This window comes from Anabaena cylindrica UHCC 0172, from assembly GCF_034931625.1.
Lineage (GTDB): Bacteria > Cyanobacteriota > Cyanobacteriia > Cyanobacteriales > Nostocaceae > Anabaena > Anabaena cylindrica_A.
In genome coordinates, this window is the sequence record NZ_JAYGGY010000014.1 from 1 (window position 1) to 24,267 (window position 24,267).

18 protein-coding genes are annotated in these 24,267 nt (G+C 38.0%); 4 read left to right on the forward strand and 14 right to left on the reverse strand.

Features of this window, described 5'->3' with window-relative positions:
• Positions 1-11: 11 nt before the first annotated feature.
• From VB713_RS06005 to VB713_RS06045, 8 genes are all read right to left on the reverse strand, one after another.
• A complete protein-coding gene (locus VB713_RS06005; RefSeq protein ID WP_323310670.1) occupies positions 12-2,381 on the reverse strand; it encodes a type I restriction endonuclease subunit R in 2,370 nt (789 codons plus the stop codon).
• A gap of 179 nt (positions 2,382-2,560) precedes the next feature.
• Complete coding sequence (locus tag VB713_RS06010; RefSeq protein ID WP_323310671.1) at positions 2,561-3,322, reverse strand: endonuclease/exonuclease/phosphatase family protein; 762 nt, start codon at positions 3,320-3,322, stop codon at positions 2,561-2,563.
• 429 nt (positions 3,323-3,751) lie between these two features.
• Positions 3,752-4,468, reverse strand: coding sequence for a response regulator transcription factor (locus VB713_RS06015; protein ID WP_323310672.1), 717 nt, complete (start codon positions 4,466-4,468; stop codon positions 3,752-3,754).
• A gap of 395 nt (positions 4,469-4,863) precedes the next feature.
• Positions 4,864-6,501, reverse strand: coding sequence for a TAXI family TRAP transporter solute-binding subunit (locus tag VB713_RS06020; protein WP_323310673.1), 1,638 nt, complete (start codon positions 6,499-6,501; stop codon positions 4,864-4,866).
• Positions 6,502-7,019: 518 nt separating this feature from the next.
• Positions 7,020-7,649 carry a ribonuclease D gene (locus VB713_RS06025; RefSeq protein ID WP_323310674.1) on the reverse strand — a complete coding sequence of 210 codons (630 nt, stop codon included), beginning with the start codon at positions 7,647-7,649 and terminating at the stop codon, positions 7,020-7,022.
• Between the two features lie 103 nt (positions 7,650-7,752).
• Entirely contained in the window at positions 7,753-8,304 is a 552-nt protein-coding gene (locus VB713_RS06030; RefSeq protein ID WP_323310675.1) for a CAP domain-containing protein, read from the reverse strand.
• A 527-nt stretch (positions 8,305-8,831) separates the two neighbouring features.
• The gene (gene trpB, locus VB713_RS06040; protein ID WP_323310676.1) at positions 8,832-10,070 is read right to left on the reverse strand and encodes a tryptophan synthase subunit beta; all 1,239 of its coding nucleotides are present in this window, start codon (positions 10,068-10,070) and stop codon (positions 8,832-8,834) included.
• A gap of 169 nt (positions 10,071-10,239) precedes the next feature.
• Complete coding sequence (locus tag VB713_RS06045) at positions 10,240-10,473, reverse strand: hypothetical protein (RefSeq protein WP_323310677.1); 234 nt, start codon at positions 10,471-10,473, stop codon at positions 10,240-10,242.
• 162 nt (positions 10,474-10,635) lie between these two features.
• On the opposite strand from VB713_RS06045, the gene VB713_RS06050 reads away from it, so the two are divergent.
• Entirely contained in the window at positions 10,636-12,705 is a 2,070-nt protein-coding gene (locus VB713_RS06050) for a flavin-dependent dehydrogenase (protein WP_323310678.1), read from the forward strand.
• 164 nt (positions 12,706-12,869) lie between these two features.
• Here the strand turns inward: VB713_RS06050 and VB713_RS06055 are convergent, their stop codons facing one another.
• The 4 genes from VB713_RS06055 to VB713_RS06070 form a co-directional block, all read right to left on the reverse strand.
• Positions 12,870-14,456, reverse strand: coding sequence for a hypothetical protein (locus VB713_RS06055; protein ID WP_323310679.1), 1,587 nt, complete (start codon positions 14,454-14,456; stop codon positions 12,870-12,872).
• A 567-nt stretch (positions 14,457-15,023) separates the two neighbouring features.
• Positions 15,024-16,532 (reverse strand): Ig-like domain-containing protein, encoded by a 1,509-nt coding sequence (locus tag VB713_RS06060; RefSeq protein WP_323310725.1) that lies wholly within the window; start codon positions 16,530-16,532, stop codon positions 15,024-15,026.
• Positions 16,533-16,602: 70 nt separating this feature from the next.
• Positions 16,603-17,382: a TIGR03943 family putative permease subunit gene (locus tag VB713_RS06065; RefSeq protein ID WP_323310680.1), complete on the reverse strand. Its 780-nt coding sequence runs from the start codon at positions 17,380-17,382 to the stop codon at positions 16,603-16,605.
• Between the two features lie 69 nt (positions 17,383-17,451).
• Positions 17,452-18,507 (reverse strand): permease, encoded by a 1,056-nt coding sequence (locus tag VB713_RS06070; protein ID WP_323310726.1) that lies wholly within the window; start codon positions 18,505-18,507, stop codon positions 17,452-17,454.
• 1,131 nt (positions 18,508-19,638) lie between these two features.
• Between VB713_RS06070 and VB713_RS06075 the strand changes: the two genes are divergently transcribed.
• Positions 19,639-20,439 (forward strand): exosortase-dependent surface protein XDP2, encoded by an 801-nt coding sequence (locus tag VB713_RS06075; RefSeq protein WP_323310681.1) that lies wholly within the window; start codon positions 19,639-19,641, stop codon positions 20,437-20,439.
• Between the two features lie 6 nt (positions 20,440-20,445).
• Here the strand turns inward: VB713_RS06075 and VB713_RS06080 are convergent, their stop codons facing one another.
• On the reverse strand, positions 20,446-21,933 hold the full coding sequence (locus VB713_RS06080) for a glycosyl hydrolase family 57 (RefSeq protein WP_323310682.1): 1,488 nt from the start codon (positions 21,931-21,933) through the stop codon (positions 20,446-20,448).
• Between the two features lie 54 nt (positions 21,934-21,987).
• Here VB713_RS06080 and VB713_RS06085 point away from each other — a divergent pair, with 54 nt between their 5' ends.
• Together VB713_RS06085 and VB713_RS06090 are read left to right on the forward strand one after the other, a co-directional pair.
• Positions 21,988-22,566 carry a hypothetical protein gene (locus tag VB713_RS06085; RefSeq protein WP_323310683.1) on the forward strand — a complete coding sequence of 193 codons (579 nt, stop codon included), beginning with the start codon at positions 21,988-21,990 and terminating at the stop codon, positions 22,564-22,566.
• A gap of 270 nt (positions 22,567-22,836) precedes the next feature.
• Entirely contained in the window at positions 22,837-23,403 is a 567-nt protein-coding gene (locus VB713_RS06090; RefSeq protein ID WP_323310684.1) for a Uma2 family endonuclease, read from the forward strand.
• 178 nt (positions 23,404-23,581) lie between these two features.
• Here VB713_RS06090 and VB713_RS06095 read toward each other — a convergent pair whose 3' ends face one another.
• Positions 23,582-24,178 carry a heme-copper oxidase subunit III gene (locus tag VB713_RS06095; protein ID WP_323310685.1) on the reverse strand — a complete coding sequence of 199 codons (597 nt, stop codon included), beginning with the start codon at positions 24,176-24,178 and terminating at the stop codon, positions 23,582-23,584.
• Between the last annotated feature and the right edge of the window lie 89 nt (positions 24,179-24,267).

Consider the following 24,267-nt stretch of genomic DNA (forward strand, 5'->3'; position numbering starts at 1 on the left):
ATTTTCTCAAATTATTGCCACATCTCATCTTCAACCCCCTTGTCACCCGTTAAGACCTTTTCTAAAAGTTCATAATTTCCTGTTAAGCGAATTAAATTATATAGACTTTTGGCATTTTCTAATGATTTTTTGACGGCTAAAATGGTTTCTCTATCATGTATTTGGGTAATTTGTTGAGAGAAAATTTCCGCGTTCACAGTATCATAAGGAAATAAAACATCTTTAATTTCTTCAATTTCTGCCTCAATTTCTTCTTTAGATTTAAACAGATGAGAATAATGTTCTAATTCATCTCCTAATTCTGCTTGTAATTCATCGAAATAAGCCTTATTTGTAGCATCAAATTCTTTGCGAATATCCGCAAAATCTACTACAAACCCATAGCGAAAATTTTTATAAGGACGGTTGACGCGTGTTAATGCTTGTAATAAATTATGTCGTTTGATTAATCTTCCTAAATAAAGTTTTTTCAACCGTTTAGCATCAAACCCAGTTAATAACATATTGTAAACAAATAACAGATCAATCTTACCTTCTTTAAATTCTTCAATCCAATTTTTACGTTCTTCCTTTGTGGCTATATCATGGAGAATTAAAGCTGCGGTTTTTACATGATTTTTACTGTTTTCATTTTGTGCATTAGTTGCAGATTTAATTTTTTCTTGAAAAACTTCATATAGTTTCTTGGCTTGTTCTGCACTATCACAAATCACCATTGCACCAATTGAATGATCATCAAACCTAATGCGACTATTTTCAAAATCATGAATAATGTAATCTAATAATGGTTTTACATATTGTGCATGGGAAAATACCAACTTTTTATCAATATCTCCTTGTAATACTTCAATTTCATCTAAGGCTTTTTGTAAAATCAGTTTATAACTGGTTTCAATTTCTTCTCGAATTAGTCTTAATGTATAACCATCAGCAATGGAAGCATTATAATAATATTTATGAATATAGTCACCAAATAGCATTTTGGAATTATAATCATCACCCAATAGAGGAGTTCCCGTTAAACCAATTTTAATGGCATTTTGATCAGATTGACTCAGATTTGCTAAAAAACTCCCTTTAGGGTTATAACTGCGATGAACTTCATCTAAGAAATAAATACGCTGAATATTCACATCATAATCTTGAGTTTTGATCACATCAGGATCATCTTTAAATTTTTGGATATTCACCACTGTGATTTCTGATTTGCCAGAAAAGTTATGAATTACACTTGTAGATTTAATATCATTAGCAAAAGAATTTTTAGAGTCTATAGTATGCACAATTAAACCACGACTGGTAAATTCTTTTTTAGCCTGTTCTAATAAATCAATACGATCTACAATAAAGTAAAATTTAGGAATAATTTTTTTAGATCGGAAATAGTCTTTTAAAACCTTGACATTATAAAAAGCTAAAGCGGTTTTACCACTACCTTGAGTATGCCAAATAATCCCACTTTTTAAACCTTGGTCTAATTTTTTCTCAATGGCTTTAGTCGCAAAAATTTGAGGATAGCGCATAATATGTTTTTGCCAACCACTGGCTTCCTTGACATGAGCGATCGCATACCTTAAAATAAACTTTAATCGCTCTTTACTGAATAAAGAAGTTAATAATCTATTGGTGGGTGTATGGGGAGATTTATTAGTAATAAATTCAGCATTATTTTTAATACTCTGTAAATTATTATCTTGAAGAATAAAATTCTCTATTTCTTCATTTTCTGGTTGTAAAATTAATGATAAATCAAGATTTTCTTCTTCTCTAAAATAATTAAAATCATGGTTTGTATAGGAGGGAGCAGCATAAAAAGCCCCAGCTATTGGTTCAATAGATTCATGATCATATTCCATATTATTAGAGAATATCATCAACTGCGTAATATTCGCAAATCTCCTCAACTTTTTATTAGTAAATCTGGTATTAATTCGCTTAATTTCGGCAATTATTCCCTCTTGATTATTTGGTTTTTTGACCTCTATAAAAGCCAATGGTATACCATTAATTAAAATAGTAATATCAGGGCGAAATTCTTCATCACCATTTTGATATATTAATTCTGTAACAACATGAAAATGATTATTCTCAAAATTGGTAAAGTCTATAATTTTATCTCCTGACTGTTCTATTAATCTTTCATAAAAACCATTACCTAAATCTTCATTTTCTAGTAAAAAGCGAATTTCTTCTAATAGACGAGTAATATCACCCTCTTCAATATGAGGATTAATACGAGTTATACTTTGGTTAAAAATATCCGTAAAAATATTATTTTCTGGATTATAAACTATATTTTTCAGCGATAAGTATTGATAACCTAATCGCTGTAAATGTAGAACTGATGGCAGTTTTACCCTAGAATTTTCGTTAAAAGTCATAAGATGATAAGGTTTTAAGACTTAGCTAGAAATACTGTGACAATTAATACAGACTGTTATAGTTATACCAGAAATAAATCAATTAGCACAGTGCGATCTCCCCCTTCATTACCGTAGATAATCGCGGATAATTAGTAAAACTTGCAGTTAGGAGTAACCGTTAAATCAGCTTGATTAAATTACTGGACAGTTAATTTCGCAATTACCGGAAAATGATCAGAAGGCCAAACTGCTTCCCTCTGTTGAGGGTCAATAATAACTTGTTCTATTTGGAAAGAGCGATCGCAATATATAGTATCTATGGCATCCCACGCTTTACCTGTAAAATTGTGAAAGGTTTTCTGTTGTTCTAAGGAAAGGGTTGCTAAAGCATCTTGTAATTTTTTACCATTAGCTAGGGGTGAGAGAAAAATCTGACGCGCTAGGGTGCTGGGATTGGCGTTAAAATCCCCTGTGAGCAACAGGTAGTGTTCTAAGGGAAATTCACCTAAACGTTGACTAATTAACGCTGCACCTAACTCTCTGGCTTTAGCATTTTCGTGATCTAAATGGGTATTAACGATAGTTAAAGAAATTCCAGGATGACTCACTTCAAAATTGGCCCAAGTGGCCATGCGTGGTAAACGGGTTCCCCAAGTGATGCTACCAGGGATTTCTGGGGTATCGCTGAGATAAAAATCTTGGGTTTGTTGAAGCTTTAGACGTTGGGGATTGTAGAAAACTGCACAATGTTCACCTTGTCCTGTCCCAGTGCGATCGCCCCCCACAAATTTATATTCAGGTAAAAGAGCTTGTAAATCAAGCAGTTGGTGAGATTTACCCTCCTGTGTACCCAGTAAATCCGGTTGATAATGTTGGATTAAAGATGCGATCGCACCTACACGTTTTTCCCACTGACGTACCCCCGGATCTGGTTTGTCATAGCGGAGGTTAAAACTCATTACCGTGATTTTCATTAACTTCTTTAATTTAATTAATATTCAAAAATTCTAGTGAGCCTATATTTTATATTTCTAAAATAACTTAATGAGGGAAAATTCAACAAAAATCGTTAGACTGACGCAGTAGTTAAGCTTGTCGAAACTCACAACAAAATCCAAAATCCAAAATTCCTATGAGGCTGGAGTAGACACAAATTCCCTGACCAGATTTAGCTATACTTCGCAAAGTCACAATTTGAGTTTTTGCTTAAAAGGGACACATAGATGTAAAAACGCAATTTATGACCTTCTCAAGTATACAAAATCCTAAATTAACACGAATAATCTAGCCAAGCCTCAAAAAAGTCCTTAGTAAACTCAGATTTTCAACCAATTTTTTAAGCAAAAACAGCATTAATCTTTTAATGTGTTGCTTGGGAAATTGGAAATTTAAATTTTGCTACCTTCAGGTGGTTCAAACTTGTAACCATAACCACGCACCGTTTTAATAAATTCCGGCATACTAGAATCAGCTTCCATTTTTTTACGCAGCTGACCAATATGCACATCCACCACTCTTCCATCTCCTACATAGTCACAACCCCAAATTTTTTGAATTAGTTGGGGACGACTCCAAGCCTGACCAGGATGGCTGGCTAAAAAATGTAAGATATTAAACTCTAAAGCAGTTAAAGCCAAGGGTTTATCATTCAGCGTTACTTCTCTACCTTCTGGATTAATTGCTAACTGTTTAAAAATGAGGCGTTGTGATTGACTAGGATGGATATAACGAATGCGTCTTAAAAGTGCTTCCACTCTGACTTCTACTTCTGCCAAGCTAAATGGTTTAGTCATGAAGTCATCTGCACCTGCTGCCAGAACCCTAATTTTATCCGCTTCATCATTCCGGCTAGTGAGTATCAAAACTAAAACATTTGTCCGACTCTGCATTTCTTGACAAAGTTTGTAGCCATTGGCATCTGGCAAATTCCAATCTAGAATTACCAATGCTGGGTTGAATTGGTCAAACAACGCCAGCGCCGTTTTACCGTCTGCTGCTGACTCTATTTGATATTTTCGACTGAGAAAACGGTAAACGAGATTTCGGACGCTGAAATCGTCATCTACAACCAGAATTTTAGGAATAGTCGTGGGAAGCGTATCCATAATGCAATGCAGTCTATGACTTGATTAGGCAATTTGCTGTGGCGATAGATGAGTCTAGATGTTGTTGAGAGTGTAATTGCTCCTACCCTAGCTCAGGTTGAATAATACGCTAGTACAGATATACACTTAATTTTCCCTGAAGTTTATCCAAACTTTATAATAATGCTTACAGAATCTATAGGTAATGTATGATTTTGGTATTTTTCAAAAAAAGATTGGTATAAATTTACAATCGTACACTTAGATTTTGCTCGCGCTTAAACAGCCGTATCAGTAAAGATATTTATTCCATTTAAACAAAAATATTACCAAAATGGTTGGCAGGCATAAGCTTCTCCACGAGAGACTACGCCAACGCTAACACATAGCATTTCAAAAAGATAAAAAAAGTGTCTTTAATTTTTGCGATCAATTGCATCTCTTGTAGCTTTATAAGCTTCGACAAAAGTTCGGAATGATTCTTGGGATATATTTTCTGACACCAAATCGCCTACTACCTGTTCAAGAATTTGATCTAGCTTTTGTTGCAATAAATCCTTATTTTGCTGGCGATGTTGCAATAATTTGACTACTATCTTAATATATTTAGCAGAATTTTCTCTCTGCTTCTGTTCAATAACTAATTGAGAAACTTGTCTATCTCTTTCTATAGCTTCTCTAGTATTTTTGTAGGCTTCGTTAAAAGTTCGGAATGATTCTTGGGAAATTTTTTCATCCACCAAGGCTTTAGCTGCTTCATTGAAGGTTTTATCAAGCATTTTCTGCCTATCTTCAAGCTTGTATTGGTCTTCTTTCATTAAGTTAATAGCTAACTTCAGGTACTCATCAGCTTCATCTTTTTTACTCCTTTCAATCCATAACTTTAGTTGTTTAATCCATTCAACTAAAATTAGAAAAGCTGTTAATAATAGAGCTATATAGTCAGCATTCTCTTGGACAAATGTGGGTTTATCCCGTTCATAAAAGTCCAAAGCACCAGGATGCAAAGAGACATCAATACCATTAGTGCTACTGGGGCGATTAATATCAGCAATTAATGGTTTAACTTCAGCGTGTTCTTGAGAAATTTCGTTAGCTATTTCTTGGCGATATTCATATATAATTTGTGTTAATTCTCTAATTATGCGATCATCTACTTGATCGCTTGCTAATAACAATCTTGATATTGCTACTGTAGGCAAGTTAGTAGTCGGCATGGGAGGATTACCTCTGTATGCTCCTTGGGGAATAATAGCAGTTTCAAAGGCAGGTTGTTTAATTTTCATTGCTTCTGCCTGTGTTATCGGTAATAATTTTCCCTGATAATTGTTGACAAAATTAGAGATGGATTTATTGCCTGCGGCTCGAACTCGGAATACCGCATCTGCTTTGTTTTCATTAAAGTCTTGATCTGCGGTATTATCGTTGTAACCATTAATAGGTTTACCGCTACTATCTAAGCCTGTAATTTTAAAGTCTTTTTGGCTTAAACCATAATGTTCTGCTATTTTGAGAAAAGACTCATATTGCCCGCCACTGGCAGTTACAGCGATTCTTTTACCTTTGAGTTGAACGAATTGATTAATCTGAGGATCTTTGACAACTAACTGAAATAGGTCTCTATATAATACAGATACAGTTTTAGCTGTGGGTTTTTTGTGGTAATTTAAAAATATAGGTTTATCGCTAGACAAAGTACCAATTTTTTGAGAAGTTACATCTGCTTGTGCCGTTACTAATTGGGCATTTCCTTCTAATAACATCTGGATATTTTTTGTTGTACCACTAGTTGCTTTGACTATAATTTTGATATTTGATCTACGTTCAACTACTTTTTGTATAGCTTCGCTAATGATATAGCTTTCTCCCATTTTATCTCCAGCAGCAATAGTTAGATGAGGAGTTGATAAACGATTGATTACATTCCAAGTGATGATTGCAAATATGCTGATGCTGGCAAGTCCAAGATTTGCAAAAATAAGCTTAGATAAAGGATCGAGAGTGAGAATAAATTTGAAAAAATCGGAGTGCGTATTCTTTTTAAATTTTGCCATATCTGCACAGTTTCAGTAATAACCAGCTAGGATTCTGAACGTATTTTATTTTTATGAGCATAACTTTTAATACATGAAAAAGGGACACTATTCCCAATTTTATGGGAATGTTTTGCTTTGCAAAATTGATATATTTTTATCTAAAGTGAAATGTGTTTATTTGATTTAAGGAAAGGTTATGAAAATGTAAATTTAAGAATAAATCTTCTGAAAAAATTAGCTGTAATTGAGTATCGGTAGGAGTTTAGCACTACTAAACCCCTACACATATAGGTTTTTCCTCATTGTGCAGAATTCCATCTTCTAACCGTGTTTAGTATAACAAGGTCAGCTTTTATCAATTTGCATACATCGAAAGAGAGATTTTGTTACTCTTCACCCTCAAGAAAGATAAAGCCAGTATGAATTTTTTGTGAATTGACTGTTGGATACAAAATCATTTAGAAAACCAGCAGAGAAATTAGGGAATTGGGGAGGAATCTATCTTTTTTCTGAATCCTGACTCCTGCTGTATTTCCTCAGTGTTCAAATAAATCTTTGAACTGTAACAAATCCAAGGAAACTATTGTTGGCAGAACTTGGAAGCATTCTTGTGCTAGTTGCCAACGCCCTTCTCGTTGTAGCATTTGGGTGAGCTTTTGCTGTATGCTCAGTAAATAACGGACATCGTTGGCGGCGTAACTGAGTTGAGCTTCAGATAAATTAGTGGCGTTTCCCCAATCAGAACTTTGAGAGCTTTTATCTAGTTCTACTTGTTCCAATTCTTGCACCACATCTTTGAGTCCGTGACGATTGGTATATGTACGAGCTAACTTACTAGCAATTTTGGTACAAAAAACAGGTTGAACCTGGATTCCTAAGTTGTGACGCAAGGTAGCGACATCAAACCGGGCAAAGTGAAATACTTTCAGGACATGGGGTGCTTCCAGAAGTTGTTTTAAGTGAGGAGCTTCAGTTTGTCCTTGAGCGATGCGGATGGCTGTTACCTGTCCCTCTGGGTTGCACAATTGGATGAGACACAAGCGATCGCGCTGTGGTAATAGTCCCATAGTCTCGGTATCCACAGCAAGAGCATCAGATTTTAAATATTGAGAAAGAGTGGTAGCATCCAAATCGCGATCGCAAACTTGAAAATTGTGTAATGTCATAAATTGCTCGGAAATAATAAATTATAGTGTCTTTCAGTTAAATTACCCTATCAGACACTAAATTATTATTTAGTTATTTTGCCAAAAAAATCAGTCAAAAAATCTATCTCGTGTTCAGAAATATTTGCGTGAGGTAGACTTCACCTTTAGCATTAGTGGCTACACCAACCCCTGTAAGTTTATATTGTCCATGAATATTCTTTAAATGTCCGGGACTATTTAACCAACCAATCACAGCTTGATTTGCGGGATTACTATATCCGATGTTAAAAGCTACATTTTCTGCCGCACTGTTGTAACTAAGTGGTATGGCTTTAACTCGCTGTTCAAATCCATGATGACTAAACTTAACTATACCATTAGCCATATTTTGACTGTGAATTCTTGCTTGCTGAGAGATTTTTGCATTTAAAGTTAACTTTGGCATTCCTTGAGCAGCCCGGTATTGATTAATTTGCTCAAAAACTAATTTTTCTAGAATAGAATTTTGAGAATTAAGATTCGATGCAATAACTGCCTGACTAGAAATATTCAATGACTGCTGAGTTTGAGCGATTTTTTTGGTAAAACTATTACCGGTAATAGGAGCCGTCATGAACCCACTAGCAAGGACAAGCGTACTTAAAGCCATGCCAAAAGCAGTTTGTCGGAACATAGAGAATTAGGTAGTGTATGAATTTATGAGACATATACTCTATCTTCTGATTTCAGAATAAATACCAGGATACTATCAAGTATTTATCAACTGAGAAATTACCTGATTTTCCAAAATTCTGAGTTCAGTGTTATCAAGATGGCATTTTATTTCCCTGAAAATCTGCCAATTTCATGACTTTTTTAAAATCCTGGTATCCAGTATGCGTCAGTAGTAGATGCTTTACCTGATTAAATGTTCTTGACACTACATTATTAATCAAAAAAAATCTATAAAAAATAGTATCCACTCACAGATGTCATGGATACTAAAATTAGTCAACAGCTATTGCTGATCACCTCTGATGTTGGTCAAATTTCCTGTACTTTTAAGCCGACTTTACCACTAGTCATGTTTTGACTATGATGGCTTGATTGTCAATCTTAGAATTACGATTCAGTGCAGGTAAATTTTGGGAAGCCTGGTACTGATTGATTTTCTGGAAAACAGATGTTTCTATGACAGCAGTATTAACAGTACGATTGTACTCATTGAATTAAGAACTTAGCGGCAGTTTGCACATCTTTATCACCTCGTCCAGAACAGTTGATGATAATTCGGGGACTACCAGAAAGTTGGGGACACAAAGTTTCTAGATAAGCGATCGCATGAGAAGTTTCCAAAGCAGGTATAATTCCCTCTAGCTTCGACAACCTCTGAAAGGCATCCAAAGCCTCAGCATCAGTCACACTGTAATATTCAGCCCGTCCAATATCTTTCATATAGCTGTGTTCTGGCCCCACACCAGGATAATCTAACCCCGCACTAATCGAATGAGGTTCAATAACTTGGCCATCATCATCTTGCAAAAGATAACTCATCGAACCGTGCAGAACACCAACTTGTCCTTTTGTCAAAGTAGCTGCGTGTTTACCAGTATTCACACCTTCTCCCGCTGCTTCCACACCAATTAAACGCACAGATGGCTCCTTCACAAATTCGTGAAATAGTCCCATTGCATTAGAACCACCACCCACACAAGCCATCAAAATATCAGGTAAACCGCCCCATTTTTCCATCGCTTGGGCGCGAGTTTCTTCACCAATCACAGCATGAAAATCCCGTACCATCATCGGGTATGGATGGGGACCAGCCACAGAACCAAGGATGTAATGAGTAGTTTCCACATTCGTTACCCAGTCGCGGATGGCTTCAGAAGTGGCATCTTTGAGAGTTCCCGTACCCGCAGACACAGGACGAACTTCAGCCCCCATCAGCCGCATTCTGAACACATTTAAAGCTTGGCGTTCCATATCATGAACACCCATATAAATCACGCATTCTAAACCAAAACGAGCGCAAACAGTTGCCGTCGCTACGCCATGTTGTCCTGCACCTGTTTCCGCAATAATTCGCTGTTTACCCATGCGCTTGGCTAATAACACTTGACCAAGAGCATTATTAATTTTATGTGCGCCAGTGTGATTTAAATCTTCACGTTTTAAATAAATTTGTACCCCTGTTCCATCAGGACGGGCATAATGACTAGTGAGGCGTTCAGCAAAATATAACGGTGTGGCACGTCCTACATAATCGCGCAGTAAACCTTGTAATTCTGCCTGAAAACCCGGTTCGTTACGATATTGCTGATAAGCTTTTTCTAGTTCAGCTAAAGCGGGCATCAAAGTTTCCGGAACGTACTTGCCACCGAAGCGACCAAAACGTCCCAGGGTATCAGGTACTGAAGCGGTTTGTGAGAAATTTGGAGAAAGGGGTGTAGTAGTCACGTATTGGGTAAAAATTAGAGAACAAAGTTAATTTTAATTCTAGAACTGCTGAGGATAGTTATTCCTCAGATTGCTGTACAGCTTTCTGAACTATTTCCAAAAGTAATAGACTGCTTTTTAATTTTGCCCTATGGTACTAGTCTATACAAGGTAGAATGCCAAAGGAGGATTAGGGGAAACTATCCCACGCTTGGGCTACTAACTTACTGAGCCAACGTCGTTGTTGTCTATCTAACATAGTGTCATCTGCTAACACCTGGGCAGTTAATTCTTCTAAAGATTGACCTTGAGCGCGAACAAGTTGAACCACTCCGGCAATTACGGCTGCTACCAGTTCTTCATCAACTGGCTGTTGTCGAAGTGCAAAAATTTCTTGGGGACTGTCTGGGATAGGATAATTCATGGTATGAGTTTACAGAAGTTCTAAAATGATTAATAAATTTAACAACCTATTAAAATTTCTTAATTTAATGGTGATGCAAGTGATAGGGGGGAGTCTAACGCACTTCCTCTCTTTGTCAAATCTTTCGTAGTGAGTAGATCGATGGGAGATATCAGCCGAAATATGAAAGAGATTCTTTACTTAGAAATTCCGACAACTGACACTGCGGCTGTACGCAACTGGCTACAGGTAGATTTTGCACCGGGGAATGGGGAAAAGTTGCTGACAGCAGATGGTTTTCGTCTGAGAAGCCCTGTTGTCTCTGTTGAGGAAGGTTTGCCGGATGAACTGTCTGTGTTTGTCTGGTCGGTACAGCATACTACTTATCTCAAGGTATTCCGTTGGGCTAAGAAACCCTTTGCCAATGAGGAGCAAATTCTCCAACGTCTAACCACAGAAATCCGCAGCCACTTCCCCCATAGTTATCCAGAACTACCAGAAATTGATTTCCAAAAGTCGATTTTCGCAGAGCTAGAACCTTATTATCCCCTAACTGTCAAGTACTTTCAGAAAATGCCTAATGGGGAATATGACCTCAAGCGTGCTTACTGGTGGGAGCAACGTTGGCGAGAAGGGGTGAGAAATCCTCAGCAGCCCCGTCAGGTGGTGTTTTCTGTAGAAAACAAGGAAGAAGGAAAGCCCAATCCCCAGTATGACCTCATTTACATTGGTGGGGCTTTAGGTTCAATTCATGCAGCTTTAATGGCTAAGTTGGGCTATAAAGTCTTGTTGGTGGAACGTTTACCTTTTGGCAGAATGAATCGGGAATGGAATATTTCCCGTGATGAAATCCAATGTTTGGTTAATTTGGGTTTGCTGACAAATGCTGAGTTGGAAACAATTATTGCCAAAGAGTACAAAGACGGCTTCAATAAATTTTTTGATGGCAATAATCCCTCTCACCTCAAAGCACCAATTTTACACACGCCTACTGTGCTGAATATAGCTCTAGATTCTGAAAAATTACTGCAAATATGCGGACAAAAACTACAAGCTGCGGGTGGTGAAATCTGGGATGAAACGGAGTTTATCCGAGCAGATGTGAGTAAAACACAAGTTGTCTTGAGTGTCAAGCATTTGCTTAGTGGCAATGAAAAACAAGTGAGTGGAAGATTGCTGATAGATGCGATGGGAACTGCTTCACCTATTGCTTGGCAATTAAATGGTGGTAGGGCTTTTGATAGTGTTTGTCCAACGGTGGGAGCAGTAATTGAGAAGGGATTTGAGCCGGGAGTCTGGGATTCTGATTATGGAGATGTTCTCTATAGTCATGGGGATATTTCTAGGGGTAGACAGTTGATTTGGGAGTTGTTTCCTGGAGTTGGGGAAGAACTAACGATTTATCTATTTCATTATCATGAGGTGAATGGGAAAAATCCTGGTTCTTTGCTGGAGATGTATGAGGATTTTTTCACGATTTTGCCAGAGTATCGTCGCTGTGATATGGATAAACTGGTGTGGAAAAAGCCGACTTTTGGTTATATACCGGGGCATTTTAGTGTTAGTAGTAGCGATCGCACAATTGCTTTTGATAGATTAATTGCAATTGGTGATGCTGCCTCACTCCAGTCACCTCTAATATTCACCGGATTTGGTTCCCTAGTTCGCAATTTGGAGCGTTTAACCACTCTATTAAATACAGCCCTCAAACATGACTTATTGAGTTTCCAGCACTTAAACCAAATCCGTGCCTACCAAAGTAACGTTGCTGTCACCTGGCTATTTTCTAAAGGCATGATGGTTCCCACAGGGAAATTTATCCCTCCCCAAAGGGTGAATTCTATGCTCAATACCTTCTTTGGCTTATTAGCAGACGAACCCCCAGAAGTGGCAGATAATTTCATTAAAGATCGCTGTGATTGGTTAACCTTTAACCGTCTAGCCCTGAAAGCAGCAAGGAAAAATCCAGCATTGCTAGTATGGATTTGGCAAATGGCTGGGCTTAAAGATTTGCTGAGATGGTTGGGTAATTATGTCAGCTTCTGTCGTCACGCCCTAGTCAGTACTTTTTTAAGCAAATGGTTCGCTAGTTTCCTCAAATCGAATCAATCTTGGCTAGAACACCGTTATCCCGGACTGTGGTTAAAGTTGTTAACAATTAATTATGCAATTTCTACCGGCAAACCACTATGGCACAATCAGGTAGTCAAAGTTAACCCAAAAGCAGTAACTCAAACTAGTCCTGAGTGCTGAGTTCTGAGTTCTGAGTACCGAGTTCTGAGTACCGAGTACCGAGTACCGAGTCCTGAGTACCGAGTTCTGAGTTCTGAGTTCTGAGTTCTGAGTTCTGAGTACCGAGTTCTGAGTACCGAGTTCTGAGTACCGAGTTCTGAGTACCGAGTTCTGAGTTCTGAGTCCTATTCTTTATCTTTGGTCTTTGACTCATTACCCTTGGTACGAAAATTTGGTAATTCCACAGATGCTAATGACTTGCGTCCCTTGGGTGGACGCTGGGGATAAATCAACGGGGAAGGTGATTTATTATCTTGGGGATATTCACCCAATGGTTCTGTGGAAAAATTGTGCTTTGGTAATTTCGATTTTGTAGATGGTGAGACATCTGACCAATAGTCCTCAATTTCTACAGCATTCGTCTCTTGGTGTGGAGAAGTGGGACTTATTAATGGATCATTAGAGACAGAGATGAGAGAATCGTCCACGCCTGCATTGTAGGTAGCAGCCGTATTAATAATATCCGTCTCTAAATCTTGTTCTATTGTAATTTTTGCTTTTTCAGAATTCTCTGTAATAGATGCTAACGTTTCTGAGATAGGCGCATCAGCTTGATTAATTTGCTCATTCTCTGATGTAGGCACAGAGGTAAAAAACATTTGAATCAGACTCTCCAACTGCTGGTCTATGTTGGAAGAATTAGAAACAGTTTCTGATGTATTTACAGATTCACTATCTTCTAAAGAGGCAGCTATTTCTGAAGGTGTGAAGATATATTCATCATCTGAGTAGTTTTCAGAAGATACAGATGTTGGTGCAGAATAATTTTTTTCTCGTGAGCATGGCGTTAACGGTTCCACCCAAGAACTATCTGCGTGTTGGTGTTCTACGTGTTGGTGTAAACTCCCGCAGGTATCACTCACAAAATCTGATTCTGCTGACCAAGGTTTAATGGGCTGGGCATTGGGGAATAGTGATCGCGCTTTTCTAGAGAATCTTGTGTGTCCACCAGTTACGTCATGGGGATGATGGGCTTTATCCTCTAGGGTGTCATAGTTAGGAACAGATGTATCCAAACATTTTTCTAGAGCCGCTTTAAATTGAAGAGTTTGACGTTGTTGGCGCATCAATCTAGTTCGCAACTCCCGACAAGTATTTTCTGAGTGCAATAGCTGCTGAGACTGTTCACTGTAGTTAGTTTGCAGCAGTGAACACTGGCGTTCTAATTGAGCTAGGCGTTGCTGGCTAATTTGTAAATGTGCTTTATGAGTTTCGATGAAAATTTCTTGACTTTGAACAGTTTGTACAGCCGTTTCTAACTGTTCAAATAGGGACTGGATTTGCTCTTGTGCAGCTGAGAGTTCCTGAGTTTGTTGATTTAGCATCGAATCTGTAACGCTGGAGCGTTTTTTTTGCCATTGCAAAATCTTTTCTGCTTCAGTTAATTCGTGTTTTAACTGTTCTACTTGAGAGTACAAGTCACCATTAGCTGTGCTTAATTCTTGATTCAGCGTCAGTAATTTATGAAATTCAGAGTCTACAACTGCTTGTTTCTCACTATCAGGTTCTGCAACCCAGTCTTTTTGAGTATTGACTACGGGTTCATACTGCTGTTCTGCGGCTGGGTTCAGGAGTGGTAAATTAGTCACGGCCATATTTTCATCATGGACAACTGAGTAAAAAGGACAACTCGCCAGATCTGATGATGGCGAATTTGCAGAATTTAGGGGTTCAATCACAGTGCCGTTGTTTGAGGTGTCAGCTATATTCATCACTCTTGACCCACCTGCTTAAAAGTATTCAGTAGTGTTTATGACAACATTGCTGATCAACTGCGTTAAATTCAGGATTTCCTCTAGAAGCCAAGTTTAACTCTCTTTCAGCATGAGTGGCTAGTACTATCAGGTAGCTAGGCTATAAGCAAAAGCCAGAAAGCTTGAATGCTCATAGAATTGAATTTTTTTGTCTATTTTTAACTGTCTAGCTATTTGTACCTGACTGTATGTACTAGTCATTAGAGAGTATCCTCATTGTGCATTTAAAATTGACGCTGATAACGCCGTTATAACATTGTCAGTTTCTTGTGCGTCAACTTTCTGTATGATGTAGTCTTTTTCTCCCCAAGTGTTAGAGGGTGTGAACCTACTTGACGTTGGTTAAAAGTTATATTAATTTGCTAAAAATTATTATGCCCCCAGCGCTCTCCACTCAGATACTACAATTAGGTAGAGAAAGGCAGAAATTTTCTAGAATTAAAGTATTAAATTTTACATTAAAAAAATAGAGTTAGGAGTCAGGAGAAAGAATTTATTTTCCTGCCCTGCACCCCATATTATTGATCAAGGTAGCCAGTGGGGATGAAAACCAACTAAAGGTAGTTGTTCTGGCTTGATTTCGATGTTGTCTGCATCAGTGATTGGTAGCAGAGGCATTAACCACAGACTACTAGTAGCAATCGGCTCTCCATCATCAGTTTTTAAAGTATTGGCGGGTAATGAAGTTAATGGTGTCGTAGTATTTTGTACTGCTACTACTTGGTCGAACAATATACCCAAACCGTCAGGTGCTAAACTCATTTGCACATTTCGTTGGGCTGGTGGTAGCATCAATAGCGGTTTCTGCTGCTCAGTTTTCAGATTAATCGCCACTAAATAAGGCTGTTCTATGTATTGTTCTTGTGATACTAGCTGTGTAAGCAAGCAGTAGAGAGTGGGTGAGGCAGGATCAAAATCACAGCCGAGAATTGAGCCTGTTGTTTTTAATAATTGTTTCTGTACACCTTGATTGGTGACTAGGAATAAATCTCGCGTATAGTCCGTATTAAATTTGACCATTACGGCTTGTGAACCATCCTTGGCGAAAGCTTGGACTAGTCCAAATTGTGGTAAAAAATCTAGTGGTTTAGTGGCATCTCCTTCGAGAGATAAAATTGCTGTTCCTTGTCCTTGAGCAACTGCTACAGCTTTACTATCTGGTGTGATGAGAAAGTCTCCACCGGGTTGGCTTTCCAAGCGTTTTGGAGTTGGTTGGTTTCCATAAGTATCGGTGGTTGCTGGAAGATACCACAGGCCAAAATCTCCTGGATTATCTTTTTTGCCTCGTTGAACAACTATTGTTTGTCCATCAGGGGATAAATCAAATTTCAGGTTTTGATAGTCTTTATTATCTACAATCAAGTCAAGTTTGCCCGCTGGTTCTGGTTGTTCATCAATTTGGCTGGCAATGCCTGTTGTCACTGTATATAGTTGGGCTGAGAGTAAGTCTGGATTTTTGGCAGAGCGAGCAGAGAATAAGATTTTTTCTCCATTGGGAAATGGCTCGAAATCCATGACAACTATGTCTGGGGGGGTAAGTACTTTCTTTTGCTCTTGAGTTAGGTTGTAGAGTACTAATTTTCCTTGTTCTTGTTGATTAGCTCCTATGTAAAGTAAGGCGCGATTGCGAGTACTAAAAGTTCCTGTAAAAGGCTGAATTTCTCGCTTTTTTCCTTCTGCTTCTGAGAATTTATCTCTGGCTCCTTGCAATAAAATTTGATAATTTGTGCCGTAGGGTGCTGGTGTTATGAGTGTGTAAACCAGCCGTCTTCCAGCCCAACTGATTTTACCTGCTAGAGGTGGATCAATTTTTAAATTATCCTCTACGCTTTTAGTGTCCATTGGACGGCTAAAAGTCAGGGTAAATGAGATATCTTCTGCACCAATTTGTTGATTTTGCCAGTTAAAATTCCTAACTATGGGCTTAACTGCGTCACCTTGCCAGATGACTAACCCTATGAGCAAGCTCAAGATGAGCATGAGCGCGATCGCTAATCGATCTAGTGGTTGAATAAATTTATGGGATTGAGTCATTGGTAGTTGGGCATTGGTCATTGGGCATTGGCAAAAACTCTTCCTGCACCTGTTCCCTATTGAGAGTTCCCTAATAACTATAAGGATTCTTTGGTTGGGGAATTTTTTTGAGGGAGGTAGCCTTGATGGTCAGTTGGCGTTTATTTGCTACATTTTCTGTGATCATCTGTCCTTCTACTTCTAGCCACATATCTGGTGGATATTGATCACGATTATCTGGAAGTTGAACGGGTAAACCTGCTGGATAAGCATCTGCGGCACAACAAGTGATCACGAATCTTGCTAATAACAAAAAGTCTTTATCTAATTCTGGGGGATGGATCACAAATCCCTGGACTTTCACTTTTTGTCCTGTGTATGCGTCTGGTTCGGGATAGACATTGAGGATGCGTACCCAGTCTATGAGCGATCGCTCCTCTGGACGAACGGTAGCGCGAAAGGCTTGTGGTTGGGAGCGTGTGGCTCCAAGTAACTCAGTTACACCTCGATCTAGTGCTGTTTGACTAGTAAAAACACGAGGAGTAATTATAAATCCTAAAATCGCTGTGGTTAGCAGCAAACCACTACCCCAACCAGGGGGAAATAAATTTATATGCTGATCATTATTCGTAGGTGCTTCATAACGACGACGGCGTTTCCAAAGTTGCCTCCCTTTGGAAAACCCAACAATTAGTAAACCGACAGCACCCATAATTACTAACCAAAAATAATCGGGGTGAATCAACAGATTGAGTTTACTTGTGAGCCAATATTTCAGCATCAAGATTCCCCAAGCTGTAATTGCTAGTACATCTAGCCAAGGGATCAATTGATTTTTAATTTTGGATTTTGAACTTTGGATTGAAGCCATTGTTTATTAGTCAGTTTTTTTAACAAAATACTCAAGAGTAAATACAGTGGATATAATTAATGCCAACCCTTACATAACGTGCAGATTCAAAAGTAAAGTCAAGAAAAATGTCAATAGTCCGGCTAAAGCAAATAGATAAAATAAAGCTCTAGGTTTGAAAATTGATAACATCAAACCAACACCTTTGATGTCAATCATGGGGCCAAATACCAAAAATGCTAACAAAGAACCACTGGTAAAAGTTGAGGCAAAAGATAGTGCAAAGAAAGAATCGACTGTAGAACAGATTGATACTACTGCTGCTAAAACCAACATGGCTAGGATTGAGGTGATTGGCCCAGCACCTAAACTGAGGATGAGTTCACGGGGCGCTAGAACTTGAATAGAAGCAGCAATAGCGCTTCCTAATACCATCACGCCTCCTAGTTCCCGCAATTCTTGGACTATATTATCCAATACGAGACGGAGTTTATCTGCAAGAGGTTTATTGACGCTAGAAGTTGAAAGAGTTGCCTGGATTAAATTATCACTGATCCTAGTGGATATACCTGCTTTACCGCCCAGAATATAAGTTCCTGATTGCAAAAGGGTATTAGCAGTTGCGTTTGCTGGTACTTGGTAACGCCTGCCCTTACGTTTAGTGTCTTGTTTAGCAGGTGGATTATATTTGAGATAACGAGCGATAGTCGGTTGCACAAAAGGACTTAAGTCCTGCTGAAAACTGAAGATAAAACCGATAATAGTAGCGATCGCTAAAGACAATACAACTCTTAACACTACTATTTCTGGTTGATCTCGAAATGCTGTCCAAGTTGCCCAAATCACAATTGGGTTAATTGTCGGTGCTGCTAATAGAAAGCCAATTGCTACGGGTGTGGGTACTCCCTGCATCAATAACCGCCGTGCTACCGGCACATTACCGCACTCACACACCGGAAACAAAAAGCCAATCATGCTGCCTACTAAAGCCCCCAGCAGAGGATTTGTCGGCATTTTCTCTACTAATTTACGCTCATCAATAAAAAATAGCAGAAAACTGGAGAATAACACTCCCAGCAGTAAAAAAGGCATCGCCTCGACTAGCAGACTTAGAAATAGCGTAAAACCGTTGTTCAGTTGATTCATCATGCGTCGCAGTCAAAAGCGGTTTTGAGTTTTAGGGTTATGCCTAGTCATTTTATCGAAATGGGGATCAAATGGGGATCAAAGGCAGAACTAGAAAAGTAAACAATCATTATACTCAGTTATTTAGGCATATTGGGGTTATTTAAGCAATTCATGATAGTATATGCAAGGAAAGGTGAGTAGAAGGCAAAAGTGTGGTATGGCTAATTCACGAATTATTCCTACTTCCTGAGCTTTTTAAACTTTTTGACTGGATAGTTATTTTATCCCTGCTACACTAGCATAGATATTTTGAGTTGAGTGTATTTACTACTAATGACAATATCTCAGATGATTATGATATACCAAATATTTAATTGTAAATATTTCAATCACCCATCTGTAAGATCATAAATTATTTGAAGTTGTCCTGTTCTTAAACCAGTTTTGGCAGATACAGCAGAATTCAGGAGTCAGAAGTAAAACTGGCTTGGTGTCTGGCTTTGAATTTAGATTCTGTACATCATTGATCTGCAATCCGCTGTAATTTCATATTTGGTTGGGTATTAATCTTGATTGCTTTCATCTTTCTTTATAGTCAGTCCTGCTCGGAGTTGATCTTGATATTGGTTACTTTTTCACTACAAAAATACTAAAAAGCAAGACTATTCTTCTCTTCTTCTAATTCTTCATCCTGACTCCTAGCCGTAACCAAAAGACTTTTATGGCTTACGCCACGCTACGCTATCAGCAACTCCTATTTATAGATATCTTTTTTTGATAAAGATACTGGCTGCTACTATGAGTACCGTGATAATAACACGGTAAGTATAAGCATTTTATTCTCCCATAATAACTCCTGAAATGTCTAATTCATTAGTATTATGCATATTTTCACGGTTTCTTCATATTCAAACACCTAAGTAAACAGTATTTTCCGCATTTCTATCTTTACCGGATACTACTGTTGTCTAATTTAAAACCCATATCAATAAACGAAATAATTCATGTTTTATGGTTGCAATTAATGAAAAAAATATACCCGCATATTTCCGGGTTACAAATCCTATATTTTCCGAGATAGTTAGAATTAGAATTAACTGCCAATAAAAAAGCAAAAAACACCCTCTTATAAAAACCTAGGAAAATTTGATGAAAATTAAAAGTGTATTTATCTCTCTAAGTTTGCTTTTCGGTGCTGTGTTATCCGGTGCTAACTCCGCTGAAGCTGCAAGTTTTACCAGCAATGTCACGAAGACTAATGCTAAGAGTAATGTCATCCTCAACTCCATTACTCAAAATGGAAAAACATTTGATAACTTCTCTTATGTCAATAAGGCTGTTATTAAATACAATACACCTAAAAACACTACAAACTCTAACAGTGGTGCAGCTAGTACCGATAAAGGTGATAATGCAAACTCACCATTAGCAACAGCCGAAGATCCTACAGGTAATGCTATTGCAGCTTTTTTGGGTAATAACAACTTGAATAACATCATTGACACAGAAGATGACGGTTCTTTCATAATTGATGTTTTCTTTGATAGCAAAATTTTCAAAGATAATTCAGGGTTGGATAACCTGTTTTTTTGGGAACGTGGTCAGAATAGTACATTAGGTATTCAAGCATTGGATATGTCTGGGAACATTATCGGTAACTTCAAACAACTTACAGAAACGAAAAAACCCACTAATTATGCTGGCTTCCAAATTGACACCAAAGAAATTGGGGGAAGTCAAGATGTAGGTTCTTGGGGTATTAGTCTCCAAGATTTGGGAGTTACTGAATTAAGTGGTTTGAGATTAACATCTAAAGCAAGCTATAGTGGCCCTGATTTTAAGGTAATAGCTAGAACCTCTGTACCTGAACCAACAACTATACTTGGGTTAGGTGCAGTTGCTGGACTCGCTTTATTACGCCGTCGTCAGTTGAAACAGAATTCAATTTAATTGGTGTTAAAGTAAATTTTCGCCACGTTGGTATATATCCCGTGCGTAATCAGTCCAAGCACCTTGTCCCCAATATCGAAAACAACTTGTTTGTAGTAACAGGTTATGTAATAAAACTTGGCGATAGTGAAGTTGTCTAGTTACAGGTTCATCTGAGTTATTAGACAACAATTGATCAAATTTTTGATGAAATAAACTGCTTAATTCATACATGGGCGATAAAACATTTTCGTATCCTTGTACCCAACTAATATGATTAGTCCATGATGCCCCATCAATATGAAAGTTGGGGTTATTTTTTTTGATTTCTTGAATGGCATTTTCGACAGCATCTGGGTGAGAATTAGTTGGTTCAATCTGTTGCCAAATTTGATGCTGTCCTACTGGTTGACATTGGGGAAAGTCTTCAGGTTGACAACCAGCGGCTTCTAGTAATTCTAAATATTCTGTACCACAAACACCGACTACTCCGGTTTTTCCTCCGCCATTTTGCAACATATCGCCCCAAGCTTGTTTGAAACCACTGGGAAATTCATTCATCATCACGCCACCGTTTTCACCATCACCAATTTGACTAACAATAGGTGGTACTAGAAAATTACCTAATTGTTGTTTGCTTAATGTTTTTGCTTCGTAGTATGGCTGCATTTGAGCGACTAGTTTTGTATCGGAACCTTGGGTTTTAATCAAGGCGGTAATACTAATTGTTTCTCCTTGGGAATTGCGAGCAATTAAACGATGTGGTAAATGTTTTTGGGTGATTGATTCACCATTAATTGTTTCTATGGTGTGTTCTTGCACTAATAACCAAAGGTATCCACATTCTTTGAGGGCTTTGATAAATGCAAAGAGGGTGTCGGGGTGATTGGGGAGGTGCATTTCTGGGGGTGAAAATCCTTTGACTCGCGCTAGTGCTTCCCAACCAAAAATTGCGGCAAAATGTTGTTGCCAAGCGATGATGTGCAGTTTAATATCTGGTATGGGTGTGGAAGGAATGACAGCGTGACTCCACATCGTTCCTAACCATTCTACATAAGGCTGATAGGTGCGATCGCACGTGATACGTTTAAGATTGTCGAGGATGTCGCTTCTTCCCATTTGTCGGAGTCCCCACAACAGATTTCCGGAGTAATCTAACATCACACGGGGGTTGCAACCTTGATTGACTAGTTCAGGGATGAAATCACCTATACGGCTGTAACAATAAGCAAAAGGGGCTGCATTGTGGTTGTCTCCTTCCTGTTGATGTTCAAACATATATTGCAGATTGCTGATGAGTGAACCATTCTGTCCAGCTGGTATAGTGGGCTGGTGCATATGGAGTGCGATCGCAAATACTGCATTTACATCTGCTAATTTAATATTAGTTGTGGGTAAAAATACAGGCTGATTATGGTTGACTACAGAAAGAACTTCCGTTTCCCAACCAGATATATTTGGTAAATCGTCAATGATTTCGGGCAAATTAGGCAGATTAGTAGGTAATTGAAACATTTCTGGTTGCTCCGAAACAATGTTTAACTATACATCTTGCACCGATATCTGGCAATGAATACCCCCAGTCACGCAATTCTCAATCTGGTAATTTTTAATCAACAATTACGAACTCAGGCTACTCCAGCGATTATTATCGGTGCAGTCCTTCCAGATATTCCCATCTTTGTGTTCTACTTCTTGATGAAGTTTGTTTACCGTTTGCCAGAACGCCAAATTTGGTCTGAGGTTTATTATCAACCTTTTTGGCAATTTATTGTCAGTACGTTTCATTCAATTCCTTTAGCATTGCTGGGTTTATTAATTGCCCATATCGAGAATTGGCAAGTAATTGAGGTAGGTTTTATAAGTATGGTGTTGCATTCTTTGTTAGATTTACCAGTTCATAACAATGATGCTCATCGTCACTTTTTCCCTTTCAGTAATTATCGTTTTATTAGTCCTGTTTCTTATTGGGATGTAAATCATTATGGACGCATTGCGGCTTTGGTAGAAATTCTATTGGTTTTAGGGGCGACAATTTATTTATTTTCTAGTATTCAAGCTTATTTAGGCGCAGGTTTGTTAGTTGCTGTTAATCTATTCTCTTGGCTTGGGTATTTTCGATTTTACGTGAGAAGAAAAACTAATTGATGCAGACTCAAATATTTATTATATCAACGTAAGATTATTCATCTAAACTATAACGACGGTCAACAGTGGTAATCATTATGCTGTCACCGATTACATTGAAGTGATTATAATTATAGCAGAATTGCGGCTAATTGTCAGAAATGGCTTACGCCTCCCGTTAGGGATACATGATATCCATGATTTAAGGATTTACAGGATGTGATTGGATGATGTTTTAATACTTATAAATAATGTTAAAATTAAACCATAAGTAATCATGGAGTAAATGTCATGGTACAAACTAAACACAGATTTGCAAGTTTTGAAGAATATTTATCTTATGATGATGGCACAGATAAACTTTATGAATTGTTTAATGGAGAGTTAATTGAAATGCCGCCAGAATCAGGGATTAATGTGCAGATTGCTAATCGTCTTTTTCTCATTTTTGCATTGTTAATAGGCATTGATCGAGTTCGGGGACATGGTTTGGAATTGGAAGTAAGAGGAGAACCGAGAAACCGTTATCCTGATCTGACTATTATTCGAGAAGAACATATTCAACAATTAGCAAACCGTAACACGATTCGCCTGTCAATGTCACCACCTTTGTTAGTTGTTGAAGTTGTTAGCCCTGGGGAATTACAAAGAGATAGAGATTTCATCGCCAAGCGTTTACAGTATCAAGATTGTGGTATTCCTGAATATTGGATTATTGACCCACAAACCAAAAGTATATTAGTTTTAGAATTCAGCAATGAAATTTATAATGAAGTTGGGATTTTTTCTGGTGATGATTTAGTTATATCTCCACAATTTAATAATCTCAATTTACAAGCATCACAGATTTTTGATTAATCAGGAGTTCCTTTATAAACTTACAATTTTAGCAGAATTACGGCTAATTGTCAGAATCAGGATATCCAGGATTTAAGGATTTACAGGATGTGATTGGATGCTGTTTTCACAATTGTGAATGATCTATAGATCAGGTAAAAGGTAAAAGGTGTATAATTACCCATTACCCATTACCAATTTACAAAGCGTTAAGAATGTAAACTAAGGTGAAGAGAACAATCCAAATGATATCAACGAAGTGCCAGTAAATTTCTGCCATTTCGATGCCAGTGTGTTTGGTGTCAGAATAATGACCACGACGCAAAGAACGCCATAATACACCCAAGATTAACAAGAGTCCAATGAAGACGTGTAAACCGTGGAAACCGGTCATGAGATAAAAGCAATTGGCGAAAATATTGGTGGTCAGACCATATCCCAAATTCATGTATTCATAAACCTGACCGGCTAAGAAAACTGCCCCCATAATTGCGGTAATGAAATACCAAAACCGCATCCAACCAACACTATTTCTTTTAATTGCCATATCACCAAAGTGAATGACAAAACTACTAGAAACCAGAATGATAGTGTTAATTGTCGGGATAAATAATTCTACTTCTGTTCCTTCTGGTGGCCAAACAGCGGTAGTACCCCGAAAAAATAAATAGGTGGCAAAAAATCCACCAAACATCAAAGATTCAGAAACCAGAAAAGTCAATAGTCCCCAAACTCGCAAATCTTGATGTTCTTCGTGTCCAGCTTCGTGATGTTCACTGGTTGTAATTGCAGTCATGCTATTTTCCTAGTAATAAGTGTAGGTTGGGGAGCCATCACTGTGGACGGGTTCCCCGGCTTGAGGTGAATGGCGTTTGACGGAAGGAA